19 protein-coding genes are annotated in these 20,791 nt (G+C 68.6%); 9 read left to right on the forward strand and 10 right to left on the reverse strand.

The window, feature by feature from the left end; all coding sequences use genetic code 11:
• Window positions 1–10 precede the first annotated feature (10 nt).
• The 4 genes from VGN82_RS22460 to VGN82_RS22475 all read right to left on the reverse strand — a co-directional run bounded on the left by VGN82_RS22460 (window position 11) and on the right by VGN82_RS22475 (window position 3,409).
• Window positions 11–850 carry an SAM-dependent methyltransferase gene (locus VGN82_RS22460; protein WP_327529301.1) on the reverse strand — a complete coding sequence of 280 codons (840 nt, stop codon included), beginning with the start codon at window positions 848–850 and terminating at the stop codon, window positions 11–13.
• Window positions 850–1,914, reverse strand: coding sequence for a glycosyltransferase family 4 protein (locus VGN82_RS22465; protein ID WP_327529302.1), 1,065 nt, complete (start codon window positions 1,912–1,914; stop codon window positions 850–852). Before VGN82_RS22465 ends, VGN82_RS22460 begins: the two co-directional genes overlap by 1 nt.
• Entirely contained in the window at window positions 1,911–2,312 is a 402-nt protein-coding gene (locus tag VGN82_RS22470; protein WP_327529303.1) for a 6-pyruvoyl trahydropterin synthase family protein, read from the reverse strand. The genes VGN82_RS22465 and VGN82_RS22470 overlap by 4 nt, the downstream gene beginning before the upstream one ends.
• A gap of 74 nt (window positions 2,313–2,386) precedes the next feature.
• On the reverse strand, window positions 2,387–3,409 hold the full coding sequence (locus tag VGN82_RS22475; RefSeq protein WP_327529304.1) for a zinc-dependent alcohol dehydrogenase: 1,023 nt from the start codon (window positions 3,407–3,409) through the stop codon (window positions 2,387–2,389).
• An 81-nt stretch (window positions 3,410–3,490) separates the two neighbouring features.
• On the opposite strand from VGN82_RS22475, the gene mdoH reads away from it, so the two are divergent.
• The 5 genes from mdoH to VGN82_RS22500 all read left to right on the forward strand — a co-directional run bounded on the left by mdoH (window position 3,491) and on the right by VGN82_RS22500 (window position 9,015).
• A complete protein-coding gene (gene mdoH, locus VGN82_RS22480) occupies window positions 3,491–5,311 on the forward strand; it encodes a glucans biosynthesis glucosyltransferase MdoH (protein ID WP_327529305.1) in 1,821 nt (606 codons plus the stop codon).
• A complete protein-coding gene (locus tag VGN82_RS22485) occupies window positions 5,308–6,066 on the forward strand; it encodes an FkbM family methyltransferase (RefSeq protein WP_327529306.1) in 759 nt (252 codons plus the stop codon). The genes mdoH and VGN82_RS22485 overlap by 4 nt, the downstream gene beginning before the upstream one ends.
• A 6-nt stretch (window positions 6,067–6,072) precedes the next feature.
• Window positions 6,073–7,050 carry a hypothetical protein gene (locus VGN82_RS22490; RefSeq protein WP_327529307.1) on the forward strand — a complete coding sequence of 326 codons (978 nt, stop codon included), beginning with the start codon at window positions 6,073–6,075 and terminating at the stop codon, window positions 7,048–7,050.
• A 157-nt stretch (window positions 7,051–7,207) separates the two neighbouring features.
• The gene (gene otnI, locus VGN82_RS22495) at window positions 7,208–8,017 is read left to right on the forward strand and encodes a 2-oxo-tetronate isomerase (protein WP_327529308.1); all 810 of its coding nucleotides are present in this window, start codon (window positions 7,208–7,210) and stop codon (window positions 8,015–8,017) included.
• Window positions 8,017–9,015 (forward strand): glucokinase, encoded by a 999-nt coding sequence (locus VGN82_RS22500; protein WP_327529309.1) that lies wholly within the window; start codon window positions 8,017–8,019, stop codon window positions 9,013–9,015. Before otnI ends, VGN82_RS22500 begins: the two co-directional genes overlap by 1 nt.
• Before the next feature lie 30 nt (window positions 9,016–9,045).
• Here VGN82_RS22500 and VGN82_RS22505 read toward each other — a convergent pair whose 3' ends face one another.
• Complete coding sequence (locus tag VGN82_RS22505) at window positions 9,046–9,384, reverse strand: hypothetical protein (RefSeq protein ID WP_327529310.1); 339 nt, start codon at window positions 9,382–9,384, stop codon at window positions 9,046–9,048.
• A gap of 147 nt (window positions 9,385–9,531) precedes the next feature.
• On the opposite strand from VGN82_RS22505, the gene VGN82_RS22510 reads away from it, so the two are divergent.
• Together VGN82_RS22510 and VGN82_RS22515 are read left to right on the forward strand one after the other, a co-directional pair.
• A complete protein-coding gene (locus tag VGN82_RS22510; protein ID WP_327529311.1) occupies window positions 9,532–11,346 on the forward strand; it encodes an ABC-F family ATP-binding cassette domain-containing protein in 1,815 nt (604 codons plus the stop codon).
• A 137-nt stretch (window positions 11,347–11,483) separates the two neighbouring features.
• Window positions 11,484–12,230, forward strand: coding sequence for an SDR family oxidoreductase (locus VGN82_RS22515; protein ID WP_327529312.1), 747 nt, complete (start codon window positions 11,484–11,486; stop codon window positions 12,228–12,230).
• 156 nt (window positions 12,231–12,386) lie between these two features.
• Here the strand turns inward: VGN82_RS22515 and VGN82_RS22520 are convergent, their stop codons facing one another.
• Together VGN82_RS22520 and VGN82_RS22525 are read right to left on the reverse strand one after the other, a co-directional pair.
• Entirely contained in the window at window positions 12,387–13,280 is an 894-nt protein-coding gene (locus VGN82_RS22520) for a metallophosphoesterase family protein (RefSeq protein WP_327529313.1), read from the reverse strand.
• 84 nt (window positions 13,281–13,364) lie between these two features.
• Window positions 13,365–13,583, reverse strand: coding sequence for a hypothetical protein (locus VGN82_RS22525; protein WP_327529314.1), 219 nt, complete (start codon window positions 13,581–13,583; stop codon window positions 13,365–13,367).
• 32 nt (window positions 13,584–13,615) lie between these two features.
• On the opposite strand from VGN82_RS22525, the gene VGN82_RS22530 reads away from it, so the two are divergent.
• Both VGN82_RS22530 and VGN82_RS22535 read left to right on the forward strand, forming a co-directional pair.
• Window positions 13,616–14,128 (forward strand): NUDIX domain-containing protein, encoded by a 513-nt coding sequence (locus VGN82_RS22530; RefSeq protein ID WP_327529315.1) that lies wholly within the window; start codon window positions 13,616–13,618, stop codon window positions 14,126–14,128.
• Window positions 14,129–14,311: 183 nt separating this feature from the next.
• Window positions 14,312–14,821, forward strand: coding sequence for a GNAT family N-acetyltransferase (locus VGN82_RS22535; RefSeq protein ID WP_327529316.1), 510 nt, complete (start codon window positions 14,312–14,314; stop codon window positions 14,819–14,821).
• A gap of 108 nt (window positions 14,822–14,929) precedes the next feature.
• On the opposite strand, the gene VGN82_RS22540 is transcribed toward VGN82_RS22535, so the two are convergent.
• From VGN82_RS22540 to VGN82_RS22550, 3 genes are read right to left on the reverse strand one after another with little or no spacing between them, the layout of a single operon-like run.
• On the reverse strand, window positions 14,930–17,029 hold the full coding sequence (locus VGN82_RS22540; protein ID WP_327529317.1) for a hypothetical protein: 2,100 nt from the start codon (window positions 17,027–17,029) through the stop codon (window positions 14,930–14,932).
• 3 nt (window positions 17,030–17,032) lie between these two features.
• Entirely contained in the window at window positions 17,033–19,870 is a 2,838-nt protein-coding gene (locus VGN82_RS22545) for a DUF4159 domain-containing protein (RefSeq protein ID WP_465247924.1), read from the reverse strand.
• 2 nt (window positions 19,871–19,872) lie between these two features.
• Window positions 19,873–20,787, reverse strand: a complete 915-nt coding sequence (locus VGN82_RS22550) for a DUF58 domain-containing protein (RefSeq protein WP_327529318.1) — start codon at window positions 20,785–20,787, stop codon at window positions 19,873–19,875.
• Between the last annotated feature and the right edge of the window lie 4 nt (window positions 20,788–20,791).

The following is a 20,791-nucleotide window of genomic DNA, read 5'->3' on the forward strand; positions in this document are numbered from 1 at the left end:
GCAAACGCGGTCAGACCGGCCGCGCCCAGAGATCGAAATGGCCGATCAGGGCCGTTGTATTTCCCGCCTTCGCCGCGAGCCAGTCGCCGACGGTCGCCGGATCGACCTGCCCGGTCTCCAGCACGGCATCGGCGATGCCCTGCGCCAGGGCCTGCCTCAGCTCTCCCTGCCTGCCGTCGAGTTGCCAGGCGCTGTCGCCGGTGGAAACTGCGAAACCCGATTTGCGGAAGGCCTCCGCCATGAATTCGGTGGCGTCGGGGCCGGCTGCCGGGCCGAAGCCCTTGTCGCTGCGCTGGTGATGCTTGAACGCTGCCAGCATCGCGGCATCGGCAGGGTGCGACGGCTGCCAGGTCTCGCGCCCGTCATAGGTCAGGACGGTATAGAGCGGCAGGCGCTGGCTCGTCAGTGCCGCGACGAAGCGCTCGATCCAGCGCTTCGAGGCGAGGTCGAACAGGGCGGCGGCCGTGACCAGATCGGGCTGCCAGCCGAGAATCCATTCGAGGTCCTTGTTCAGGTCGGCCTGGCGGGTATCGACCGTGATGATGTGTTCGCCCTTGGCCAGGACCAGCTCTTCGCCCTGCTCGCGTGCTTCGTCGGCCCAGCCAGCAAGCGTCTCGCGCGTGGCTGCGAGGAGGCGGGCGTCGAGATCGACCAGCGTCCAGTGCTGTCGCGCCGGCAGGGCAGCATAGCTGCCGCGCAGGTTCGAGCCCGCGCCACAGCCGAGGTCGACCACGGTGAGCGAGGCCTTGGCCGCGAAATGCGCGCCGACGGCGGCCAGGACCTGCGGATTGCGGGCCGCATGGTCGGCCGGCTCCCGCAGAGCCAGCCATTCGGGTGAGAAACCGCCCATCAACCTACCTTTCGCCCGAGTCCGGGCAGGCAAACGCCGGCGACGATCGCCGCCGTATCTCGCCACCGCGGCAAGGTCGCCGCCGCGGCCCAGGCCGCATCCGCCTGCGCCCTGCGCCGGTCCGGCGCATCAATCAGGATCGCCAGTGCCGTGGCCAGCGCGCCGGCATCCCCCGGAGGAACTTTCAGCGCAACGTCGTCGGGCGCCGTTTCGGCCGCGGCGCCGCCCGTCGTGCAGACGATTGGCAGCCCGCGCGCCAGCGCCTCGGTCAACACCATGCCATAGCCCTCGAACAGCGAGGGCATCACGAAGAGGTCGGTGCGATCATAGGCGGCCGCAAGCGTCGTGTCGTCCACGGCCCCTGCAAGCAAGATGCGGTCCTGAAGCCCTGCGTCCGCGATCTGGCCCGCTAGAGCCCGCATGGTCTCGGGGGCGCGGTCGGTCGCTCCGACGATGGTGAGGTGCCAGTTCCTGTCGCAGAGGGACGCAAGAGCCTCGACCAGCACGTGATAGCCCTTGCGTGGCACGACAGAGCCGACGGCAAGCAGCTGCAGGGGGCCGTCATTCGGGCCGCCGGTCGCGCGCGGAGCGGGATCGACACCGGGCTGGGCGACTGTGATGCGCGCCTCCTCGACGCCGAAATCGGCGGCGAGCAGACGCTTCATCGCCGGGCTCGGCGTCACGACGGCACGGGCATAACGCAGCGCCGCGGTCTCGCGCGCCACCAGCATCTGCGCCGTTTCCGGCGCGAGCCCGGTCTCCAGCCCGAGCGGGTGATGCACGAGGGCGACGACGCGCCCGGCAAGCCCGGCGGCGATGCCCTCGGGAAAGGCGCCATAGGCCAGCCCGTCGATCAGCAGGGTGTCGTCCCAGGGCTGCGACAGGATCGCGTGGCCGGTCTGCGCGAGGTGGGCCTCGGTCGGAAAGGGAAAGGAGCCCGGCAAGGCGAGGTGCCTGGCTTCGATGCCCATTTCGCGCCACTCGGCCAGCAGCCTGCGATCGAAGGCGTAGCCGCCGGTCGGCAGGTCGATGTCGCCCGGAATCGCGAAGGCTATGGCGCTCACGCGAGCGCGCCCTCGTAGCTCGCACGGGCGAGATCGGTCTCGTGCAGCGTCACGCGGATGCGGGCAAGGCCGGCAGCGTCCTCCCCGAGTGCGCCCGACTTCGCCGCATCGGCCATAGCGTCGAAGATGTATTTGCAGAGGAATTCGGTGGTGGTCAGTACGCCCGCAAATTGCGGCAGCGCGTCGAGATTCTGGTAGTTCAGCGGCTTCAGCGTCTTGTTCAGCACGTCGAGCGCGGCGCCGATGTCGACCACGACGTTCTGGCGCGTCAGCCTCTCGCGGAAGAAGGCGACATCGACCACGAAGGTCGCGCCATGCATGTTCTGGGCTGGGCCGAAGAAGGGATCGGGCAGGGAGTGGCCGATCATGATGCGGTCGCGGACTTCGACGGAGAACATGTCAGGGCTCCTGCTGGCCGGCGGCGTCCCGGCCGGCAGATCTCGGCTGTCTTGGCCAGGATGGCCGCGACAGGTCAATAGCGCAGGGCGGCGGTCAGCCCGGGCCAGGAGGGGCTGAGGATCGCGGGAAGTCGCAGGGCCGCCTCGAAGAATGCGATCTCCTCGGTGATCAGGGCGTCGAGCCGGTCGTCCGCCAGCAGCGCCATGGCGGCCTCGGCCCGGCGGGCATGATCCCAGCGCGGGCGTCTCGAAGGCGAGATCCGGCCAACCTGGGACGACGCCAATTGGAGCCGGCGCGAATGGAACGCGCCGCCGAGGGGCGCGGCCACCGATCCCTCGCCGTACCAGCTTAGTTCGACGATACGGCCCTCGATGCCGGCGCAGGCGATCGCCGTTTCGAGGCCGGCAGCGGAAGCGCTGGCATGAAAGACGGTGTCGGCATCCGCCGGCGCGGCGTCGGGTCCGGCGAAGCCGAAGCCGAGCCGCTGCGCGAGCACCTCCCGGCCCTCGTCGATATCGACCAGAGTGACCTCTGCGCCCGGCAACCGCGCCGCCAGCCAGGCGACGAGCAGTCCGATCACCCCACCGCCGACGACGACGATCCGATCGGCCGGGCCGGAACCGGCATCCCAATGGGCGTTCAGGGCGGTTTCCATGTTGGCGGCGAGGATGGCGCGGCGGGCGGGGACGTTCCCAGGCACACGCGTCAGCCTGTCGGCCGGGGCGATGAAGCGATCCTGATGCGGATACAGGCAGAACACCGTTTCACCCCGCAGATGCGACGGCCCTGCCTCCACGACGCCGACAGCGCAGTAGCCGTATTTGATCGGGAAGGGGAAAGAGCCCTGCTGGAAGGGAGCCCGCATGCGCTCATGCTCACAGCCGGGAACACGCCCCTCGAAGACGAGTCGTTCGGTGCCGCGGCTGATGCCGCTCCAGAGCGTGCGGACGAGGCAGTCCTGCGCCCCGGGCTCGGGCAGCGTTTCCGTGTTCAGGGCGCATTCACGCGGCGCCACATACCAAAGTGCCGTCGCCGGTGTGCTTGCCATGGACGAAGATGCCGGCTTTAGCTGCTGCGCCGTGTCGTCTTGCGCCATGTCGCCGTCTCCCGTCCGCTCTGCCAGTCCACCTTGTCCAGGCCCCGCCTTGCCCAGACCGATCGCATGACAGAGACCGCCATGAACCAGCGTCCCGCTCCGACCACGTTCCAGCCGGCGGCGCAAGGCCTCGCAAATCCGGTCCCGGGAATGACACCGGCCGGGCTGCAGTCGGAAGCCGCGCTGGCAAGGCGCCGCCGGCTGGTTCTCGTCCTGAATCTTACGACGCTGGCGGCGCTCCTCTACGGGCTTGCGCAGGTGCTCGGCGCCGGCGGCTGGACTGCTGCGGATGCCGCGATCTTCATCGCCTTCCTGTTCGGCGCGCCCTGGACTGTGCTCGGCTTCTGGAACGCTGTGATCGGTCTCTGGCTGCTGCATGGGGTCAAGGACGGCATGGCGAGCGTGGCGCCCTTCGCCGCCGCTGGCGACGCGCCGACGCCGATCGCGATCCGCAGTGCGATCCTGATGACCTTGCGCAACGAGGATCCCGCCCGCGCCTTCCACCGGCTGAGGGTGGTCAAGAACAGCCTCGACGCCACAGGCGAAGGTGGCTGGTTCGATTATTTCATCCTGTCGGACAGCGACGATCCCACGGTTGCTGCCGTCGAGGAACGGCTAGCTGCGCAATGGCAGAGCGAGACCGGCGGGGGAGGGCGCATCGTCTATCGCCGCCGCATCGACAATGCCGGCTTCAAGGCCGGCAATGTCCGTGATTTCTGCGAGCGCTGGGGCGGCGATTACGAGGTCATGCTGCCGCTCGACGCCGACAGCGTGATGTCGGGCGAGGCGATCGTGAAGCTGACGCGGATGATGCAGGCCTATCCGCGGCTCGGCATCCTGCAGAGCCTGGTCGTGGGTATGCCGAGCCAATCCGCATTCGCCCGCGTGTTCCAATTCGGCATGCGCCAGGGAATGCGGCCCTACACGATGGGCTCTGCGTGGTGGATTGGCGATTGCGGGCCGTTCTGGGGCCACAATGCGATGGTCCGCATCGCGCCCTTCCGCGACGGCTGTCATCTTCCGGTGCTGTCCGGCGGGCCGCCGCTCGGTGGCGCGGTGATGAGCCATGACCAGGTCGAGGCGACGCTGATGCGCCGCGCCGGTTATGAGGTGCGCGTGCTGCCTCTGGAAATGGGAAGTTGGGAGGAGAACCCGCCGACCATGCTCGACTTCGCCAAGCGCGACCTGCGCTGGTGCCTGGGCAACTTGCAATATCTCAAGCTGCTCGACATTCCCGGCCTGCGCCCGATGAGCCGCTTCCAGCTGGTCTGGGCGATCCTGATGTTCCTCGGCCTGCCGGCCTGGACGCTCATGATCGCGCTCCTGCCGCTCAAGGTCATCGAGGATCGCGCCATCGCGGACTATCCGGCGGGATTGGCGATGGGCCTCTATCTGCTGTTCCTCGCCATGTATCTCTCGCCCAAACTCGCCGGATTCGCCGACATCCTGCTGACGAAGGGCGGTGCCACTCGTTATGGCGGGCGTCCACGTTTCATCGCCTCGGTGGTGATCGAGGTTGTCTTCGCCTTCCTGCAGGGCGCGGTGTCGAGCTTCCGCACCACGCTGTTCATGGTCGGGCTCCTGTTCGGCCGCTCGCGCATCGGCTGGAACGGGCAGGCGCGCGACGCCCGTGCCCTGTCCTTCGTCACGGCCTTCGCCGGCCTGTGGCCGCATCTTCTGTTCGCGGCCTATTTGTTCGGGACGCTGCTCGTGCTGTCGCCCGTCGTGCTGCTCTGGTCGCTGCCGCTGACAGCCGGCTATCTGCTGGCGATCCCCTTCGCGATGGCCACCGCCCTGCCGGCTCTCGGGGACTGGTTTGCGCGCTTCGGCCTCTGCGGCATTCCCGAGGATTTCGACGCGCCGGCCGAACTCGTCGCGATCCGGCAGGGGCAGGGCGCATGAACGCGGCGCTCTATCCCAAGGGCACAGCCAAGGCGCTGTCGCGCTCGCTGCGCGTCTATCACGGCGATGCCGCCCGCAATGCCGCTATGGACGCGCTCTATGGCCGCTTCCTTCGACCCGGCGAACTTGCCTTCGACATCGGGGCGCATGTCGGCGACCGCGTCTCGTCCTTCCGCCGCCTTGGTGCGCGTGTCGTCGCGCTCGAGCCGCAGCCGGGGCCGGCGCGGGTGTTGAGGTTGATCCATGGCCGCGATCCGCAGGTGACGCTGGTCGAGGCCGCCTGCGGCGACCATGACGGCTCGGTCACCCTGCGGATCAACAGCGCCAATCCTACGGTTTCGACAGCGTCGAACGCCTTCATCGGCGCGGCGCATGGTGCGGGCGGCTGGGAGGGGCAGGTCTGGGACCACGAGATCGCCGTCCGCTGCACCACACTTGATTCGCTGATCGCTCGCCATGGCCTGCCGACGCTGCTCAAGATCGACGTCGAAGGCTTCGAGGCGCATGTGCTCGCGGGGCTGACTCGGCGCGTGCCGGCGATCTCCTTCGAGTTCACGACGATCCAGCGCGATGTCGCCGAAGCCTGCCTCGCGCTGCTCGAAACGCTCGGTCCCTACCGCTTCAATGTCGCGCTCGGCGAAAGCCAACGGCTCGAGCTGGGCCAGTTCGTCAGCGCCGAGGCGATGGGCAGCTTTCTGCGCGCGCTTCCCCACGCCGCCAATTCAGGCGATGTCTATGCCATCCTCGAGAGCTGAGTTTTCATGACGAATTTCGCCGCCCATCTCCGCATCGCCCTTCTGGTCCTCGCCTGCGCCGGTTCGCCCGCCTTCGCGGCCAGCGATGTCGCCGTCGAAGTGAAGAACGAGTCGGAGCCCGTGCTCTGCGCCGAGAAGGACAATGTCACGATCAAGGCGATCTCGCCCGAGGTTCGCCGATTCCAGATCGAGGCGGCGCATCCGGCCTATATCGCAGGGCTTTTGCGCGACAATTGGGATGCGGACTGGACGGCCTGCGACATGACAGGCGACCCCGTCTTCAAGGCGCCCGTTCCGCCGCGCCGCGTCACCTTCTACGAGAGCATCGAGTACTGGCTGGTCGGCTACACCTTCCCGACCTTCTGGCGGCCGGCGGATACGACATTCAAGGTGGGCGACCGTGTCGAGAAGGGGCTTCATCTCGTCCAGCTCTGGAAGCTCGGCAAGACCGGCTCCTACGAGATGCTCGTCGTCTATCCGCAGGATGGCTACTGGCGCGTGCGGCCGCTGCCGCCGCAGCAGTTGTCGGCGACCGCCTATGGCTCGTCCTTCCTGTTCGGGCCGATCGAGCAGGATGCCGGCCGTCCGGTCGTGAACATCAAGGAGATTTCGTTCGACCCCGCCACCCTGTCCTTCAAGCTCGATTTCAAGGACGGCTCCGCCGGTACGCTCAAGCTGGATTCGGTCGATGAGAACCGCATGGTCCTCGACGCCGTGCTCGGCAAGCCGGTGAGTGGCGGCAAGGCCTTCGTCGCGCTGCGCTCGATGTATGTCACCGAGTTCAACAATGACGTGGCCCGGATCGCCGTCCGCGAGCCAGGCGCCAAGGGCTGGCGCGAGGAATTGCTGATGCCCTTCTCCGGCAGCAAGGCGACGGACATCTGGATGGGTCGCACCACCCACTCGCGCCACAACACCTCCTCGCCCGACATGGTCTTCCGGAATTTCTCGAAGGATCCGAACCCGCCCTCGAAGAAGCCGTGATCGGCGTTTCAGGGGCGTCTTCCGGTCGCTTCGCAGCTTGGCCGGATTGATGCGGCGCGGGGGCGACACGGAACGCACGACTGTCCACGACGTTGCCTCATGACGCGGGCCGCGCATCGCGCTAGCCTTGCGCTTCCTCACCAGCCTTGGGACCGTCATGCCTCGCTTCGCCGCCAATCTCTCGATGATGTTCAACGAGTGGGCCTTCCTCGACCGTTTCAAGGCGGCGTCGGATGCCGGTTTCGCGGCCGTGGAGTTCCTGTTCCCCTATGAACATCCGGCCGAGCAGGTCGGCCTGGCACTGACGGGCGGGGAGCTCGAACAGGCGTTGTTCAATCTCCCGCCGGGGGACTTCGCCAAGGGCGAGCGCGGCATCGCCGCGCTGGCGGGCCGTGAGGCCGAATTCAAGGCAGGGATCGAGACCGCTCTCGCCTACGCCCACGAGACCGGCGTGAAGCGCCTCCACATGATGGCGGGCCTGGCCGATCCGAACGATCCCGTGGCGCAGGCGACCTACCGGGCTTCGCTCGCCCATGCGGCGGATGCGCTGGCGCCGCACGGCATCGACCTGCTACTCGAGCCGATCAACGGCAAGGATATGCCGGGTTATTTTCTCAACGATTTCGACCGGGCGGCCAGCTATGTGCGCGAATCCGGCCGTTCCAATGTCCGGCTGCAGTTCGACATGTATCATTGCGAGCTGATCCACGGCGACGTCGCCGGCAAGCTGAAGGCGCTCTATCCGCTGGTCGGCCATGTCCAGATCGCCAGCGCCAATGGCCGCAACGAGCCCGACAGCACGGGCCCCGACTATCCCAGCCTGTTCGCGCTGCTGGACGAGCTCGGCTATGACGGCTTCGTAGGCTGCGAGTATCGGCCGCGCGCCGGCACGCTCGAAGGGCTCGGCTGGTTTGCGGAGTATCGCAAGCCCGACCATCACAAGCCCAACCCGCTGGATGCCGCGTGATGAGCAACTTTTCCTACCCGGTGCTGGTGGCCGATGTCGGCGGCACGAATTGCCGTCTTTCGCTGGTCGAGGACGCCGGCGCTCCGCATCAGCCGCTGGCGCGGATCGGGACCGGCAGCCATACGACGCCGGAGGCTGCGCTCGAAGCGGTTCTGGTGACATTGACTCAGCGGCCACGCTCGGCCGTGCTCGCGGTCGCCGGGCCGCTCGAAGGGCGCAGCGCCCAATTGACCAATGCGAACTGGCATTTCGACGGGCCTCTGATCGGGCGCGCGCTCGGGTTGAAGCAGGGTCTGCTGGTCAATGATTTCGAGGCGCAGGCAGCCTCGCTCGCCGTGCTCGGTCCGACCGATGTCACGACCCTTGTCGCGGGCGAGCCGGAACCGGACGGTGTGCGGCTGGTGCTGGGGCCAGGCACGGGCTTCGGTGCGGCTGCGCTGATCAAGCGGGGCCGGCGTGGGGTGTTGGTTCCGACCGAGAGTGGCCATATCGGGGTCGGGCCCGAGGATCTCACCGAGGCAAAGATTTGGCCGGCGCTGACGGCGGGACTGCCTCGCGTCACGGTCGAGGATCTGCTGAGCGGGGATGGGCTGGTGCGCTTCCATCGCGCCGTCGCCAGCGAGACCGGGATGCTGGAGCCGGATGTCAGCGCCGCGGATGTCACGACGCTGGCGCTCGACGGCGACCCGGCCGCGCTGATGGCCGTGGTCTGCTTCTGGCGGCTGCTGGCACGGGTCGCGGGTGACCTCGCGCTCGTCTTCAAGGCGACGGGAGGCGTCTACATTTCCGGCGGGATCGTGCCGCGGCTGCTGCCGCTCGCCGATCAGGCGAAGATCCAGGCGGTTTTCAGTGGGAAGCCGCCGATGGAGGACCTGGCAGCGCGCTTTTCGCTCCACGTCGTCACGGCCCATGATGGCGCCGAGCAGGGGCTGGCCGCTATCGCCGCCGCACCGGAGCGCTTCGGTCTCGATGATCCCGCGCGGCTGTGGTTCGCCTGAGAGCCAAGCCCAGCCCCTCTGAAGGCAGACCTATTTGAGGCGCCTGCCCTTCAGCGACTGGCCGACGACGCCGCCGGAGCGGCGGCGCTCGGCGCGCTTCGCCTTGATCGCGTCGGCATGTTCGGGCTGCGGATGGTAGCCGCGCTCCATGATCTCCAGCGAGTACTCCTCATAGGTCAGGCCGAGCGCCTCGGCCTTCTCCTCGCGGCGCAACGCGATGTCGCGCGGCTTCTTCCAGGCCTTGCGGTGGGCGAAGCGCCAGTCAAAAAAACGGCCGATGCTGCCGCTACTGCTCGAGGAGCGGCGCTTGCGCTCCTTCAGCGGCGGGCCGCCGTTATGGCCGATCCCGATCGGGCGGGGCTGGGGCATGGTTCGCGGACTCACGGACGCAGTGGCATCACGATACGGGCCGGGTCGCCCCTGGCAAGAGGACAAGCAAGGGGCATGCCGCGCCTGCGCGCGTGACTCCGCGACCTTGTCGGTCTATCCCGCCTGCTCCCCCTTCACGGACATGCCATGGCCCCCTTGCTCCATCTGCGCGACGTCGCGCTCACCTTCGGCGGACAGCCGCTGCTGGAGGCCGCGGAGATCGCGGTTTCCGCAGGCGAGCGCGTCTGCCTCGTCGGTCGCAACGGTTCGGGCAAGTCGACCTTGCTGAAGATCGCGGCCGGGCTGGTCGAGCCGGATTCGGCCGAACGTTTCGTCCAGCCGGGCGCGACGGTGCGCTATCTGCCGCAGGAGCCGGACTTCACGGGCTACAGGACCTCGCTCGCCTATGTCGAGGCCGGGCTCGGGCCGGGCGACGATCATTATCGTGCGCAGTATCTGGTCAGCGAGCTCGGCCTCACAGGCGAGGAGGATCCCGCGACGATGTCGGGCGGCGAAGCGCGCCGCGCGGCTCTGGCCCGCGTCCTGGCGCCGGAGCCCGATATCCTGCTGCTCGACGAGCCGACCAACCATCTCGACCTGCCCGTCATCGAATGGCTCGAGCAGGAGCTGAAATCGCTGCGCTCGGCGATGGTGCTGATCAGCCACGACCGCCGCTTCCTGACCAATCTGTCGCGCGCCACGATCTGGCTGGATCGCGGCCTGACGCGACGAACGGACCGGGGTTTCGGCGAGTTCGAAGCCTGGCGGGACGAGGTGCTGGCGCAGGAGGAACTGGAGCGCCACAAGCTCGATCGCAAGATCGCGCGCGAGGAGGACTGGCTGCGCTACGGCGTCAGCGCGCGCCGCACCCGCAACCAACGCCGTCTCGGCGAACTGCACGGGCTGCGCGAGCAGCGCCGCAATGCCCGCTTCGCCGTCGGCAGCGTCAAGCTGGAGGCCAGCGAGGCGCAGACATCGGGCAAGCTGGTGATCGAGGCTACCAACGTCGCCAAGGCCTTCGGCTCGAATGTCGTCGTCAAGGACCTGTCGATCCGTGTTGCGCGCGGCGACCGGATCGGCATCGTCGGCCCCAACGGCGCCGGCAAGACCACGCTGATTAACCTGCTGACCGGCGCACTCGAACCGGATTCCGGCACGGTGAAGCTCGGCGTCTCGCTCGAGATGGTGACGCTCGACCAGCGTCGCGAGAGCCTCGACCCGGCGACGCCGCTCGGCGATGCGCTGACCGGAGGCGGCTCCGACCAGGTCATGGTCGGTGAAACGCCGCGCCATGTCATCGCTTACATGAAGGACTTCCTGTTCCAGCCGCTGCAGCGGCGCACGCCGGTCGGCGCGCTCTCGGGCGGCGAGCGCGGCCGGCTGATGCTGGCGCGTGCGCTGGCCAAGCCCTCGAACATGCTGGTGCTGGACGAGCCGACCAACGATCTCGACCTCGAGACGCTCGATCTGCTGCAGGAACTGCTCTCCGACTATCAGGGCACCGTGCTGCTGGTCAGCCATGACCGTGACTTCATCGACAGGGTGGTGTCGAGCGTGCTGATCTCGGACGGCGACGGCGTCTGGACCGAATTTGCCGGTGGCTACACCGACATGCTGGCGCAGCGCGGACGCGGCGTCGGCGCGAAGCTCCGGGCACCGGCGGCCAAGCCGCAGGCCGATGCACCGACCCCGGCGCCGTCCGTCGCGGCGGCTGCCCCGGCCTCGAAGCGCAAGCTGTCCTTCAACGAGAAACACGCGCTGGAGACGCTGCCGAAGAAGATCGAAGTGCTCCAGGCCGAGGCCGCCAAGCTCAATCAGGCGCTCGCAGGCGACCTCTACACGCGCGATCCGAAGCTCTTCGCCAAGGCGACGACCCGGCTCGAAGAGGTCACGCGGGAGATCGCCGGCTTCGAGGAGCGCTGGCTGGAACTGGAGATGCTGAGGGAAGAGATCGGCGCCTGAAATAGGCGGTGAGTGGAGCCCCTTTGTCGAGGACGTCGCGCCATACAATTCCGTATCCGCGCAATGGCGAAAACGCATTTGTTGCTCGAGGCAAATCCCCTCAAAAGTCGCCGCACAGAAGACCACGAGGATACAGCATGAGACTCAAGGGCAAGACGGCGCTGGTCACCGGCGCGGCACAGGGGTTCGGGTTCGGCATCGCCGAGACCTTCGTGAGGGAGGGCGCGCGCGTCGCTGTGCTCGACCTCAATGGCGACAAGGCCAAGGAGGCGGCCAAGGCAATCGGTCGCAAGGCTTTCGCGGTGACCTGCGACGTCGCCAAGGGCAAGAGCGTCGACAAGGCGGTGGCGCGCGTCATCGCGAAGTTCGGGCGGCTCGACATCGTCGTCAACAATGCAGGTACGACCCATCGCAACATGCCGATGACCGAGGTGCCCGAGGATGTGTTCGACCGGGTCTTCGCCGTCAACGTCAAGTCGATCTACCTGATGGCGCTGGCGACCGTGCCGCATTTCCGCGAGCATGGCGGCGGCGTGATCCTGAACATCGGCTCGACCGCAGGCATCCGCCCGCGTCCGGGCCTGACCTGGTACAACGGCTCGAAAGGCGCGGTGAACCTGCTCTCGCAGTCGATGGCGGTGGAGCTGGCTCCGGACCACATCCGCGTCAACGCGATCGCCCCCGTCGCTGGCGAAACGCCGCTGCTCGCGACTTTCATGGGCGAGGATACGCCCGAGAAGCGCGCCCAGTTCCGGGCGTCGATTCCGTGGGGCCGGCTCTCCACGCCGCAGGACATGGCCAATGCCGCGCTCTATCTCTGCTCGGACGAGGCCGACATGGTGACGGGCACGGTGCTGGCCGTCGATGGCGGGCGCTGCATCTGAGAGCGCCCGCCAATCCGCCATCGCGGCCGTCTGACGCGGTGTTCTGCTCTTCCGGTGCTCACGGACCGATGTCCGCTCCGCTCCGGTTCTCGAACACCGCGCCAGCCGACTCACGCTGACGAATTCTCAGACGCTCTCAGGCAGCGCGTCTGACAATCACACCGGCTTCGTATGCAGCGCGATCTGCTGGCGCAGGATGACCGTGCCGTCGAGCTCGAAGCCGCGTTGCTCGAGCGTGATATGGGGCGAGGCGGCATCGCCTTCGATATGGAACAGGTGCCAGGTCGCCATTTCGCCATGGCCGAGCGGGCCAATCGAGGCCGAGGGCACGCCGACGATCGGAACGTCGCGCTCGACGCCACGGCGCCAGGCTACCGAAAACTTGTGATTGTGACCGTGCAAGACGAGATCGGCGCCCTTGCGCGCAAGCATGGTCTCGAACGCTGCGGAATCGACCAGCTCCCGCGATCGCCTGGCACCGCCGACATAGGGCGGATGATGGATCAGCACGACGCGGATCAGGCCCTCGTCGCGGGCTCGTTCGAGCAATGCTTCGGTCCGGGTGATCTGCTCGCGGCCGACTCGTCCTGTCGCCATCAGCGGCAGGGTCGGGATGCCGGTGTTGAGGCCGATCAGCGCGACATTGCCGCGCCGGCGATACCAGGGATAGCCGATGCTGCCATCGTCGCTGGCGACCCAGGGGGCCAGGTGGCTCGCCAGCGCCTTCAGCGACGAGCGGGCATAGGCGTCATGGTTGCCCGGCACGAAGCTCACCGCCTCGCGCGGACCGAGCGTGTCGAGGAAGGCCACCGCAGTCTTGAACTCGTCGGGCAGGCCGATATGGGCGACATCGCCGGTGCAGGCGACATGGTCCGGCAGCTGCGCACGGATATCCGCGACGATCAGCGCCAGGATTTCCATGTCGTGCGCATGGCGACGTTTGCGGCGCCAGTTGACATAGCCTGTCGCACGCTTGCCGATGAGCTGATGCAGCGAAAAGCCCGCCAGCGGGCCGAGATGCGGGTCGGACAGATGCGCGAGCTTGAACACAGCCTAAGCGCTTGCCCTCGCAGGCATGCGCTCGTCAAGCGCGCAGATGCGCCTGCGTCGACGGGACCCGCAGTCCGGGGCGGCTCAGTTGGCCGCGCCGGTCAGTTCGGAAACGATGCGCGAATCGGTCAGGGTCAGGGCGGGCTTCCAGACGTAAGCCGGCTTGGCCTTCAGGCGAGCGATGATGAAAGAGAGCAGCATGACAAAATACCCCAGCGATGAAGCGAGGATATCTGCCTCGTTTGCGGCGCGTTTGTGACGTAACGGAACCGAAAACGAGCATCCGCCATGCGTCAATTGCATAGACAAATCAGCGGCCGGCCGAGGCGGCGGGCATGATGAGGCGTTCGAACGAGGGAGCAGCCGGCGAGGGGCAGGCTAGGCTGACACGGTTCCAGCGGATGCGGAGCAGGGTCCTGCACACCTATTTCCGCTTCGCTCGCGGCATGACACTGGGGGTGCGTGCGGTCGTGCTGAACGAGGCCGGCGAGGTCTTCCTGATCCGCCATACCTACACGCCGGGCTGGCAGTTTCCCGGCGGTGGCGTCGAGGTTGGGGAGACGATGGCCGAGGCCCTCGCCAAGGAACTGCATGAGGAGGCGCGGATCAGCCTGACAGGCCCGGCACAACTGTTCGGCGTCTACTTCAACCGCAAGATCTCGCGCCGCGACCACGTGGCGGTCTATGTCGTCAGAGCGTTTACTGTTGACGAAGCCAAGAAGCCGGACATGGAGATCGCTGAAGCGCGCTTCTTTTCGCTCGCCGCGCTGCCGCAGGGGCTGACGGGGGGAACAAGGCGGCGGCTGGCGGAGATCGTCGAGGGAGCCCCGTCGAGCACCGACTGGTAAGTCTCCCTTGCCGATAGACGTCCACCGGCCGCTCTGCTACAGCGCCTGCACCATGACGAACGGGCACCCGATCTCCCTGCTGCGACGACCGGCGCGCTGAACGCGCTTTCCGGCATGGCCGCGCCTTGCGCTGACCCTGCCTTCATCACGTCCAGTCTTCTGCCCGTCCGCAGGTCCGCCGTCATGACTTCGCTTCCCCTAACCATTCGCCATGAGCTTCCCGTCGATGCGGCCGCAATCGAGCGCCTGCATGAACGCGCCTTCGGGCCCGGTCGATTTGCACGCACGGCCTTCCGCCTGCGCGAGGGGGTGCCGCCCGATCCGGCCCTGACCTTCGCGGCGCATGTCGGCACCTTCCTGGTCGGTTCGATCCGGGTGACGCCGGTCAATGCCGGCGGCCAAACAGCGCTGATGCTGGGGCCGCTGACGGTCGATCCCGCCTTCGAGGGCCGGGGCATCGGCGCGGCCCTGATGAACCGCTCGATCGAGGCGTCGCGCGCGGCGGGCTACGATCTGATCCTGCTGGTCGGCGATGCGCCGTATTACGCGCGCTTCGGCTTCAGGGTCATCCCGCCCGAACAGCTCGTGCTGCCGGGGCCGGCCGATCCGGCACGGTTTCTCGCGCTGGAACTGGTCGAGGGCGTGCTCGCGCAGCGGCGCGGGGCCGTGACGGTGTTCAGGATCGGTGGCTGAACCGTGCCGTCATGCTCGCCCTTGTGGCGAGCATGCGTACCTTGCACGGCATTCGATCCGCGAAGACCCGGATGGTCCGGACAAACCCGGCCCTGATGCGTGAGGCGCTCAAGCCGTCGCGTCCGGCCGCCGGTTGAATCTCCGGCCGCTCTCACCGAGCCAGCCGGCGACCAGCGCGCCGAAGAGCAGGGCAAGGCCGAGCAATCCGACGAAGAGCGGCGAGATCTGGACGCCGCGCACGATCCCGGAATCGCTGATGCGCAGGCCGATCCAGTCCGCACCGGCAAACTGGCTGCCCGCGCGGACGGGCACGATGCGCGGCACGGTCACGCCCGAACCGCTTTCCTGGCCGATCCGGCGCGAGGAGCCGCCGGTCGCCTCTGCGAGCGCCTGAAGCGCAGCCGGGTTGCTGGCGACCTCCATCAGTTCGCGCGGGTTCTCCGGCCCAACGCTGGCGAAGGCGACGAGATTGTCGCCGGAGATGCGATGCAGGCCGAATTCGCCGCTCGGAATCCGGGCGGTGAACAGGCCGGGACGTCCAGGCTCAAGCGGGACGGAGCGCGACTGGCCATCAGGGCCGGTGATGACGACCGGGGCGGGGTTGTCGCCCAGCGTCTGGCGTTCGACCTCGATGACGCCGCCGCGCGCGACGGCGCGCAAGGCCTCCTCCTCGAGATCCGGCTCCTTCATCAGCCAGTGGCCGAGGCGACGCAGCAGATCGAGATGCGGACCACCGTCGCGGAAACCGCGAGCCCAGAGCCAGGCATGGTCGGACAGGAAGAGTGCGACGCGGCCCTTCTGCTCGCGGGCCAGCATCAGCAGCGGGCGATCTCCCGGCCCGGTCATCACCGGCGAGCCGGTACGGGGCCGGGCGCCGACCATACGCAGCCACTCACCCCATTGCGGCGGCTCGACTTCGGCACCCGGTAGGTCGCGGGTGACGGGGTGGCGCTTGCCAGGCTCGCTGACGCGGGCGCGATAGGCCTCGTCGATCACGGAGCCGTCCGGCACCGCGGGCAGGATCTGGCTGAGCGGCGTTCGAGAAAGCGACTGGGAACCGGCATATTCGGGGCCGGCCGCGATCAGGAGCGCACCGCCCTCGCGGACATAGCGGACGATGTTGTCGAAATAGACGAGCGGCAGGATCGACTGGTTGGCGTAGCGATCGAAGATGATCAGGTCGAATTCCTTGATCTTGACCTGAAACAGCTCGCGCGTCGGGAAGGCGATCAGCGACAGCTCGTTGATTGGCGTGCCGTCCTGCTTCTCCGGCGGGCGCAGAATGGTGAAATGGACGAGATCGATATTGGCGTCGGCCTTGAGCAGGTTGCGCCAGGTGCGCTCGCCCGGATGTGGCTCGCCTGAAACCAGGAGCACGCGCAGCTTGTCCCTGACGCCATCGATCGTGATGACGGCGCGGTTATTGGCGAGCGTCAGCTCATTGTCGAGCGGGGCGGCTTCGATCTCGACGACGTTCGGGCCGCCACGGTCGATGCGCACGGGGACGGAGACGGTCTGGCCGACGGTGACCTCACGGCGCGCGACGATCTCGCCATCGCGGCGGATGGTCAGACCGGCGCGGCCGGTGCCGCCCTTTTCGAGCACGCGCAGGCGCACGGTCTGGTCCTTGCCGACAATCCCGAAGCGGGGCGAATCGACCAGCACGATGCGCCGGTCGACCTCGGCGTTGCGGCCAGTCGTCAGCACATGCAGCGGCGCGCGCAGGCCGAGCGCCTCGGCGTTGGGCGGGGCGTCATGGGCGAGGCCGTCGCTGATGACGATGGCGCCGGCGACACGTTCGGAGGGCACGTCGGCGAGGCTCGCCGCCAGCGCCTCGAACAGGCGCGTACCGTCGCCCGAGCCCTGTGCATCGCGAACCTCGACGATCCGCGTCTCGACATTGCCGATGCCGCGGAGCTGGCGCTCGACCTCGGTCTGGGCGGCTTCCGTCTGCGCGGCACGATCGGCCAGCCGGTTCGAGGCTGAGCGATCGACGACGACGGAGACGACGTCCTTCACCGGCTCGCGGTCCTCGAAGACGAGCGAGGGGTCGGCCAGCGTCACCGTCAGCACGGCGAGCGCGAGCGCACGCAGGATCGCGCTGCGGCCGGCCAGAACGATCGCTGCGCCTGCTGCGAGGGCGGCCAGGACGGCAAGGCCGACCAGCAGCGGCAGCGGGACGAGGGGGGCGAAGGAGAGGCTCCACATATCCTACTGTCCCAGACGCTCGAGCAGGGCCGGGACATGGACCTGGTCGGCCTTGTAGTTGCCCGTAAGCGCGTACATGACGAGGTTGACGCCGGCCCGCAGCGCCATTTCGCGCTGGCGCGGATCGGAGCCCGAGAGCGGCACGAGCGGCTCGCCACGCCGGTTCACGGCCCAGGCCGAGGCGAGGTCGTTCGAGGTGATGACGATGGGCGAGACATTGTCGCCAGCGCGGGCCGGGCGCCGACCATCGGCGCCGGCAGGCGGCAGGATCTCGACCCATGTCGTGCCGGTGTCATAGCGGCCGGCGAAGCCATCGAGGATGTAGAAGGTCTTGGTGAGGACGTGGTCGCGCGGCAGCGGCTCCAGTTCGGGGATGTCCAGCGTCTGCAGCATGCGGCGCAGCTGCTCGCCCTCGGGCGTGGTGCCGCCGCCGGGCCGGGCGCTAATCGCGTCGCGGGTGTCGAAGATCACGAGGCCGCCGCCCTTCATATAGGCTTCCAGCTTGCGCAGCGTCTCGGCGCTCGGGATCGGCCGCCCGGCGACGATCGGCCAGTACAGGACCGGGAAGAAGGCGAGCTCGTCGCGGTCGGCATTGACGCCGACGGCTTCGCCCGGTTCGAGCGCGGTGCGGGCGCCGAGCACGATGTTAAGGCCAGCCAGCCCGGCCTTCGACATGTCATCGACGGCCTTGTCGCCGGTGACGACATAGGCAAGCCGCGTCACCGCCCCGGCCGCGAAGAGCTCGCGCGGGATCGGCGGGCGCTGGTCGGCGGGCGCGGTCGCGACGGCTGGCGGCTGTGCCGGAGTCTGCGCTCGGGCGGGTTCGGGCAGGAACGCCGTTCCGCCGAGCGCCAGCGCCAGCACGACAGCCGCGGGAGCGGCACGGCGGGGCCTGCGGACAGAAAGCCTGCCGCCGAGCCAGAGCGTCGCCAGCGTGTCCGCGACCAGCAGCAGCAGCGCCAGCACCAGAAGCTGCGGACGGATATCGAGAGCGACGGGCTTGTCGACCGGCAGGATCGGGGCGCCCAGCGCGGCGAGGTCGATCGCGCGCAGTGTGTCGGCGGGGTTGAGGGCATTGACGGCGAGCGAGCCGTCGGCCGGGCCATAGATGCCGGGGGGGTGGGCCAGCGTGGCGCGGCCGGCGAAGCTGCGGGCGACGGGCTGGGCGGTGGCGGGCGGGCTGCGGAAGACGCCGTTGCCGTCGAGGACGCGGGTCGGCGAGAGTGTATCCACGCGAGCATCCTCGCCCTGGGCCTCGGCCGGGCCGGTGCCGGCAAGCCCGACGATCTTGCGCAACATCTCGACGAAGAGGCCCGAGAGCGGCAGGTTCGACCAGGTCGTGTCGGCGGTGACGTGCATCATCGCGATCATGCCGTCGCCACGCCGTTCGCCGGTGACGACCGGAGTGCCGTCTTCCAGCGCCGCCCAGGTCTTGCGCGAGAGGTCCGCCTCGGGCTCGGCCAGGATCTGGCGGCTGACGCGAACGTCGTCATTGACGACGACGCCGAAGAAGGGGCTCTCGCGGGTGAAGGGGGCGAGCTTGCGCGGCGTCTCCCAGGAGAGCCCGCCGCCGAGCGTGCGGCCGCCCCGGCGCAGCCGAACCGGTGTGAGGTCGTCGGTGGCCGCGGCCAGACGCGCGCCGGCGAAGCGCAGCAGCACGCCGCCGCGCTGGATGAAGGCATTGATCTTGCCGGCGGTGTCGGCGTCGAGCGCGCCGATATCGGCGAGCACCAGGACAGACAGGTTCTGGGCCAGCAATTCGCCGACCGGGTCGGTCGAGCCCGGACGTGGCTCGCGGATCTCGGCGAAGGGCTGGAGCGCGCGCGAGACGTAGTAGGTCGGCGAGAGCAGGGGCTGGGCCGTGTCCGTTGTCGCGCCGGAGACGATGCCGACGCGGCGGCGCTTGGCCCGGTCGTCGAGCAGGGCGACGGCGGCCGCGCTGCGTTCTGCGACGATCTCCAGCCGCGAGACTGCGTTGCGGACCTCGATCGGCAGGGTCAGCCGCGCTGTCGTCTGCAATTCCGATCCATTGAAGACGAACGGTGCGTCGCCGAGCGGCAGGCCCTTCAGGTCTAGCGCGCGGACCTGGCCGCTGGCGGCCGCCGCCGACGTCGGACGCAGCACCTTGACGGCGAGCGCGCCGGCGAGGTTCTCGGGAGCCGACAGGGCAAGCTGGTCGATCGGGCCGGCATGGATCGAGAGACGCCGAGCATCGGCCTCCTGCTTCAGGCGAGCGAGGAAGGCGGAATCATCCGCCACAGACAATCCGTCCGCGACCCAGACGAGCTCCGCATCCGGCGCTGTGCGCAGGAAGGCCTCGATGCGGGGCAGATGGGCGGAGCGGTCGGGCGCATGCGGCTGCAACGCGAAGGCGCGCAGCCGGTCGAGCGCAGCGCGCGGTTCCGAAAGCGTGATCTCGGCCGGGTTCTCGGCGAGGCCGACGATCGCCACCGGCCTGCCCTCGCGGGCGGCGGCGGCGACGCGCGATTCCGCGACCAGAAGCCGCGCGGGCCAGTCGGTCGCGGCGCCGAAGCCATTGTCGATGAGCAGCAGCATCGGGCCGCGTAGCGGCCCGGCCTCGCGAGGCGGATTCCAGACCGGGCCCGCGACGGCAAGGATCGCCAGCGCCGCCACGAGCATGCGCAGCGCCAGCAGCCACCAAGGCGTGTGGGCCGGCATCTCACGCTTGGCGACGAGGTCGGCCATGATCTTCAGCGGCGGGAAGTCGATCCGGCGCGGTCGCGGCGGCGTCACACGCAGAATCAGCCACAGCGCCGGCAACAGGGCCAGAGCTGCGAGCGCGAGCGGGGCGGAAAAGGCGAGGGGCAGCGAGCTCAGCATGGCTATCTCCCCGTTCCGCGCGCGGCCGCGACGAGGCTGGCGATGCGCAGCACCCCCTCGCTCGCCGGCCGGTCCGTGCGGTGGAGCGTCAAGGTCCAGCCGGCTTTGCGGCAGGCCTCCCTGATGGCGTCGCGATGGGCTTCCAGCCGTTGGTGATACTGCTCGCCCCAGGCGCCGGCATCGCCGACGCGCAGGGACAGCCCGTCCTCGAGATCGAAGAGTTCTGCCTGGCCGGTGAAGGGGAAGGTCTCCTCGATCGGGTCGGCGATCAGCAGGACATGTCCGCGCGCCCCGCTCGACGCCATGGTGGCGATGCGCCTGGTGAGCGAGGCGGCCGGCGATAGGCCATCGGTGATGATGATCGCATCGGCGAGGCGCGGCAGGGGGGCATCCGGCGGCAGGTCTGCCTCGGCGCCCTTCACATCGACCAGGATCGCCTGGGCCAGGGTTTCGACGATGCGGCGCGAGGCCAGCGCTCGCGTCAGGCCGAGATGGCCGACGCGCTCGCCGCCCTCGACCAGCGTCTCGGCCAGCGCAAAGCCCGCGACCAGCGCGCGGTCGACCTTCGACGCCATGGCGAGCGAGGAGGCAAAGCCCATCGAGGCCGAGCGGTCGATCCAGAGCCAGATGGCGTGCGAGGCCTCCCATTCGCGCTCGCGGACGAAAAGATGGCCGTCTCTAGCGGAGCGGCGCCAGTCGATGCGCGAGGAGGACTCGCCCGTCACAAGCGGGCGATACTGCCAGAAGGTCTCTCCCGGCCCGGCGCGGCGGCGGCCATGAATGCCGTGAACGCTGGCCGAGACCCGGCGTGCTTCCAGGATCAGCCGGGGCAGGCGCGCCGCAAGATCGAGCGAGGCGGTGACGACCGGCCTGGCGGGCTGGCGTTCGGCGGACCCGAGAACGCGCGTGCGCAGCATCGCC

Origin of the sequence: Allobosea sp. (assembly GCF_035999205.1) — a bacterium.
Lineage (GTDB): Bacteria > Pseudomonadota > Alphaproteobacteria > Rhizobiales > Beijerinckiaceae > Allobosea.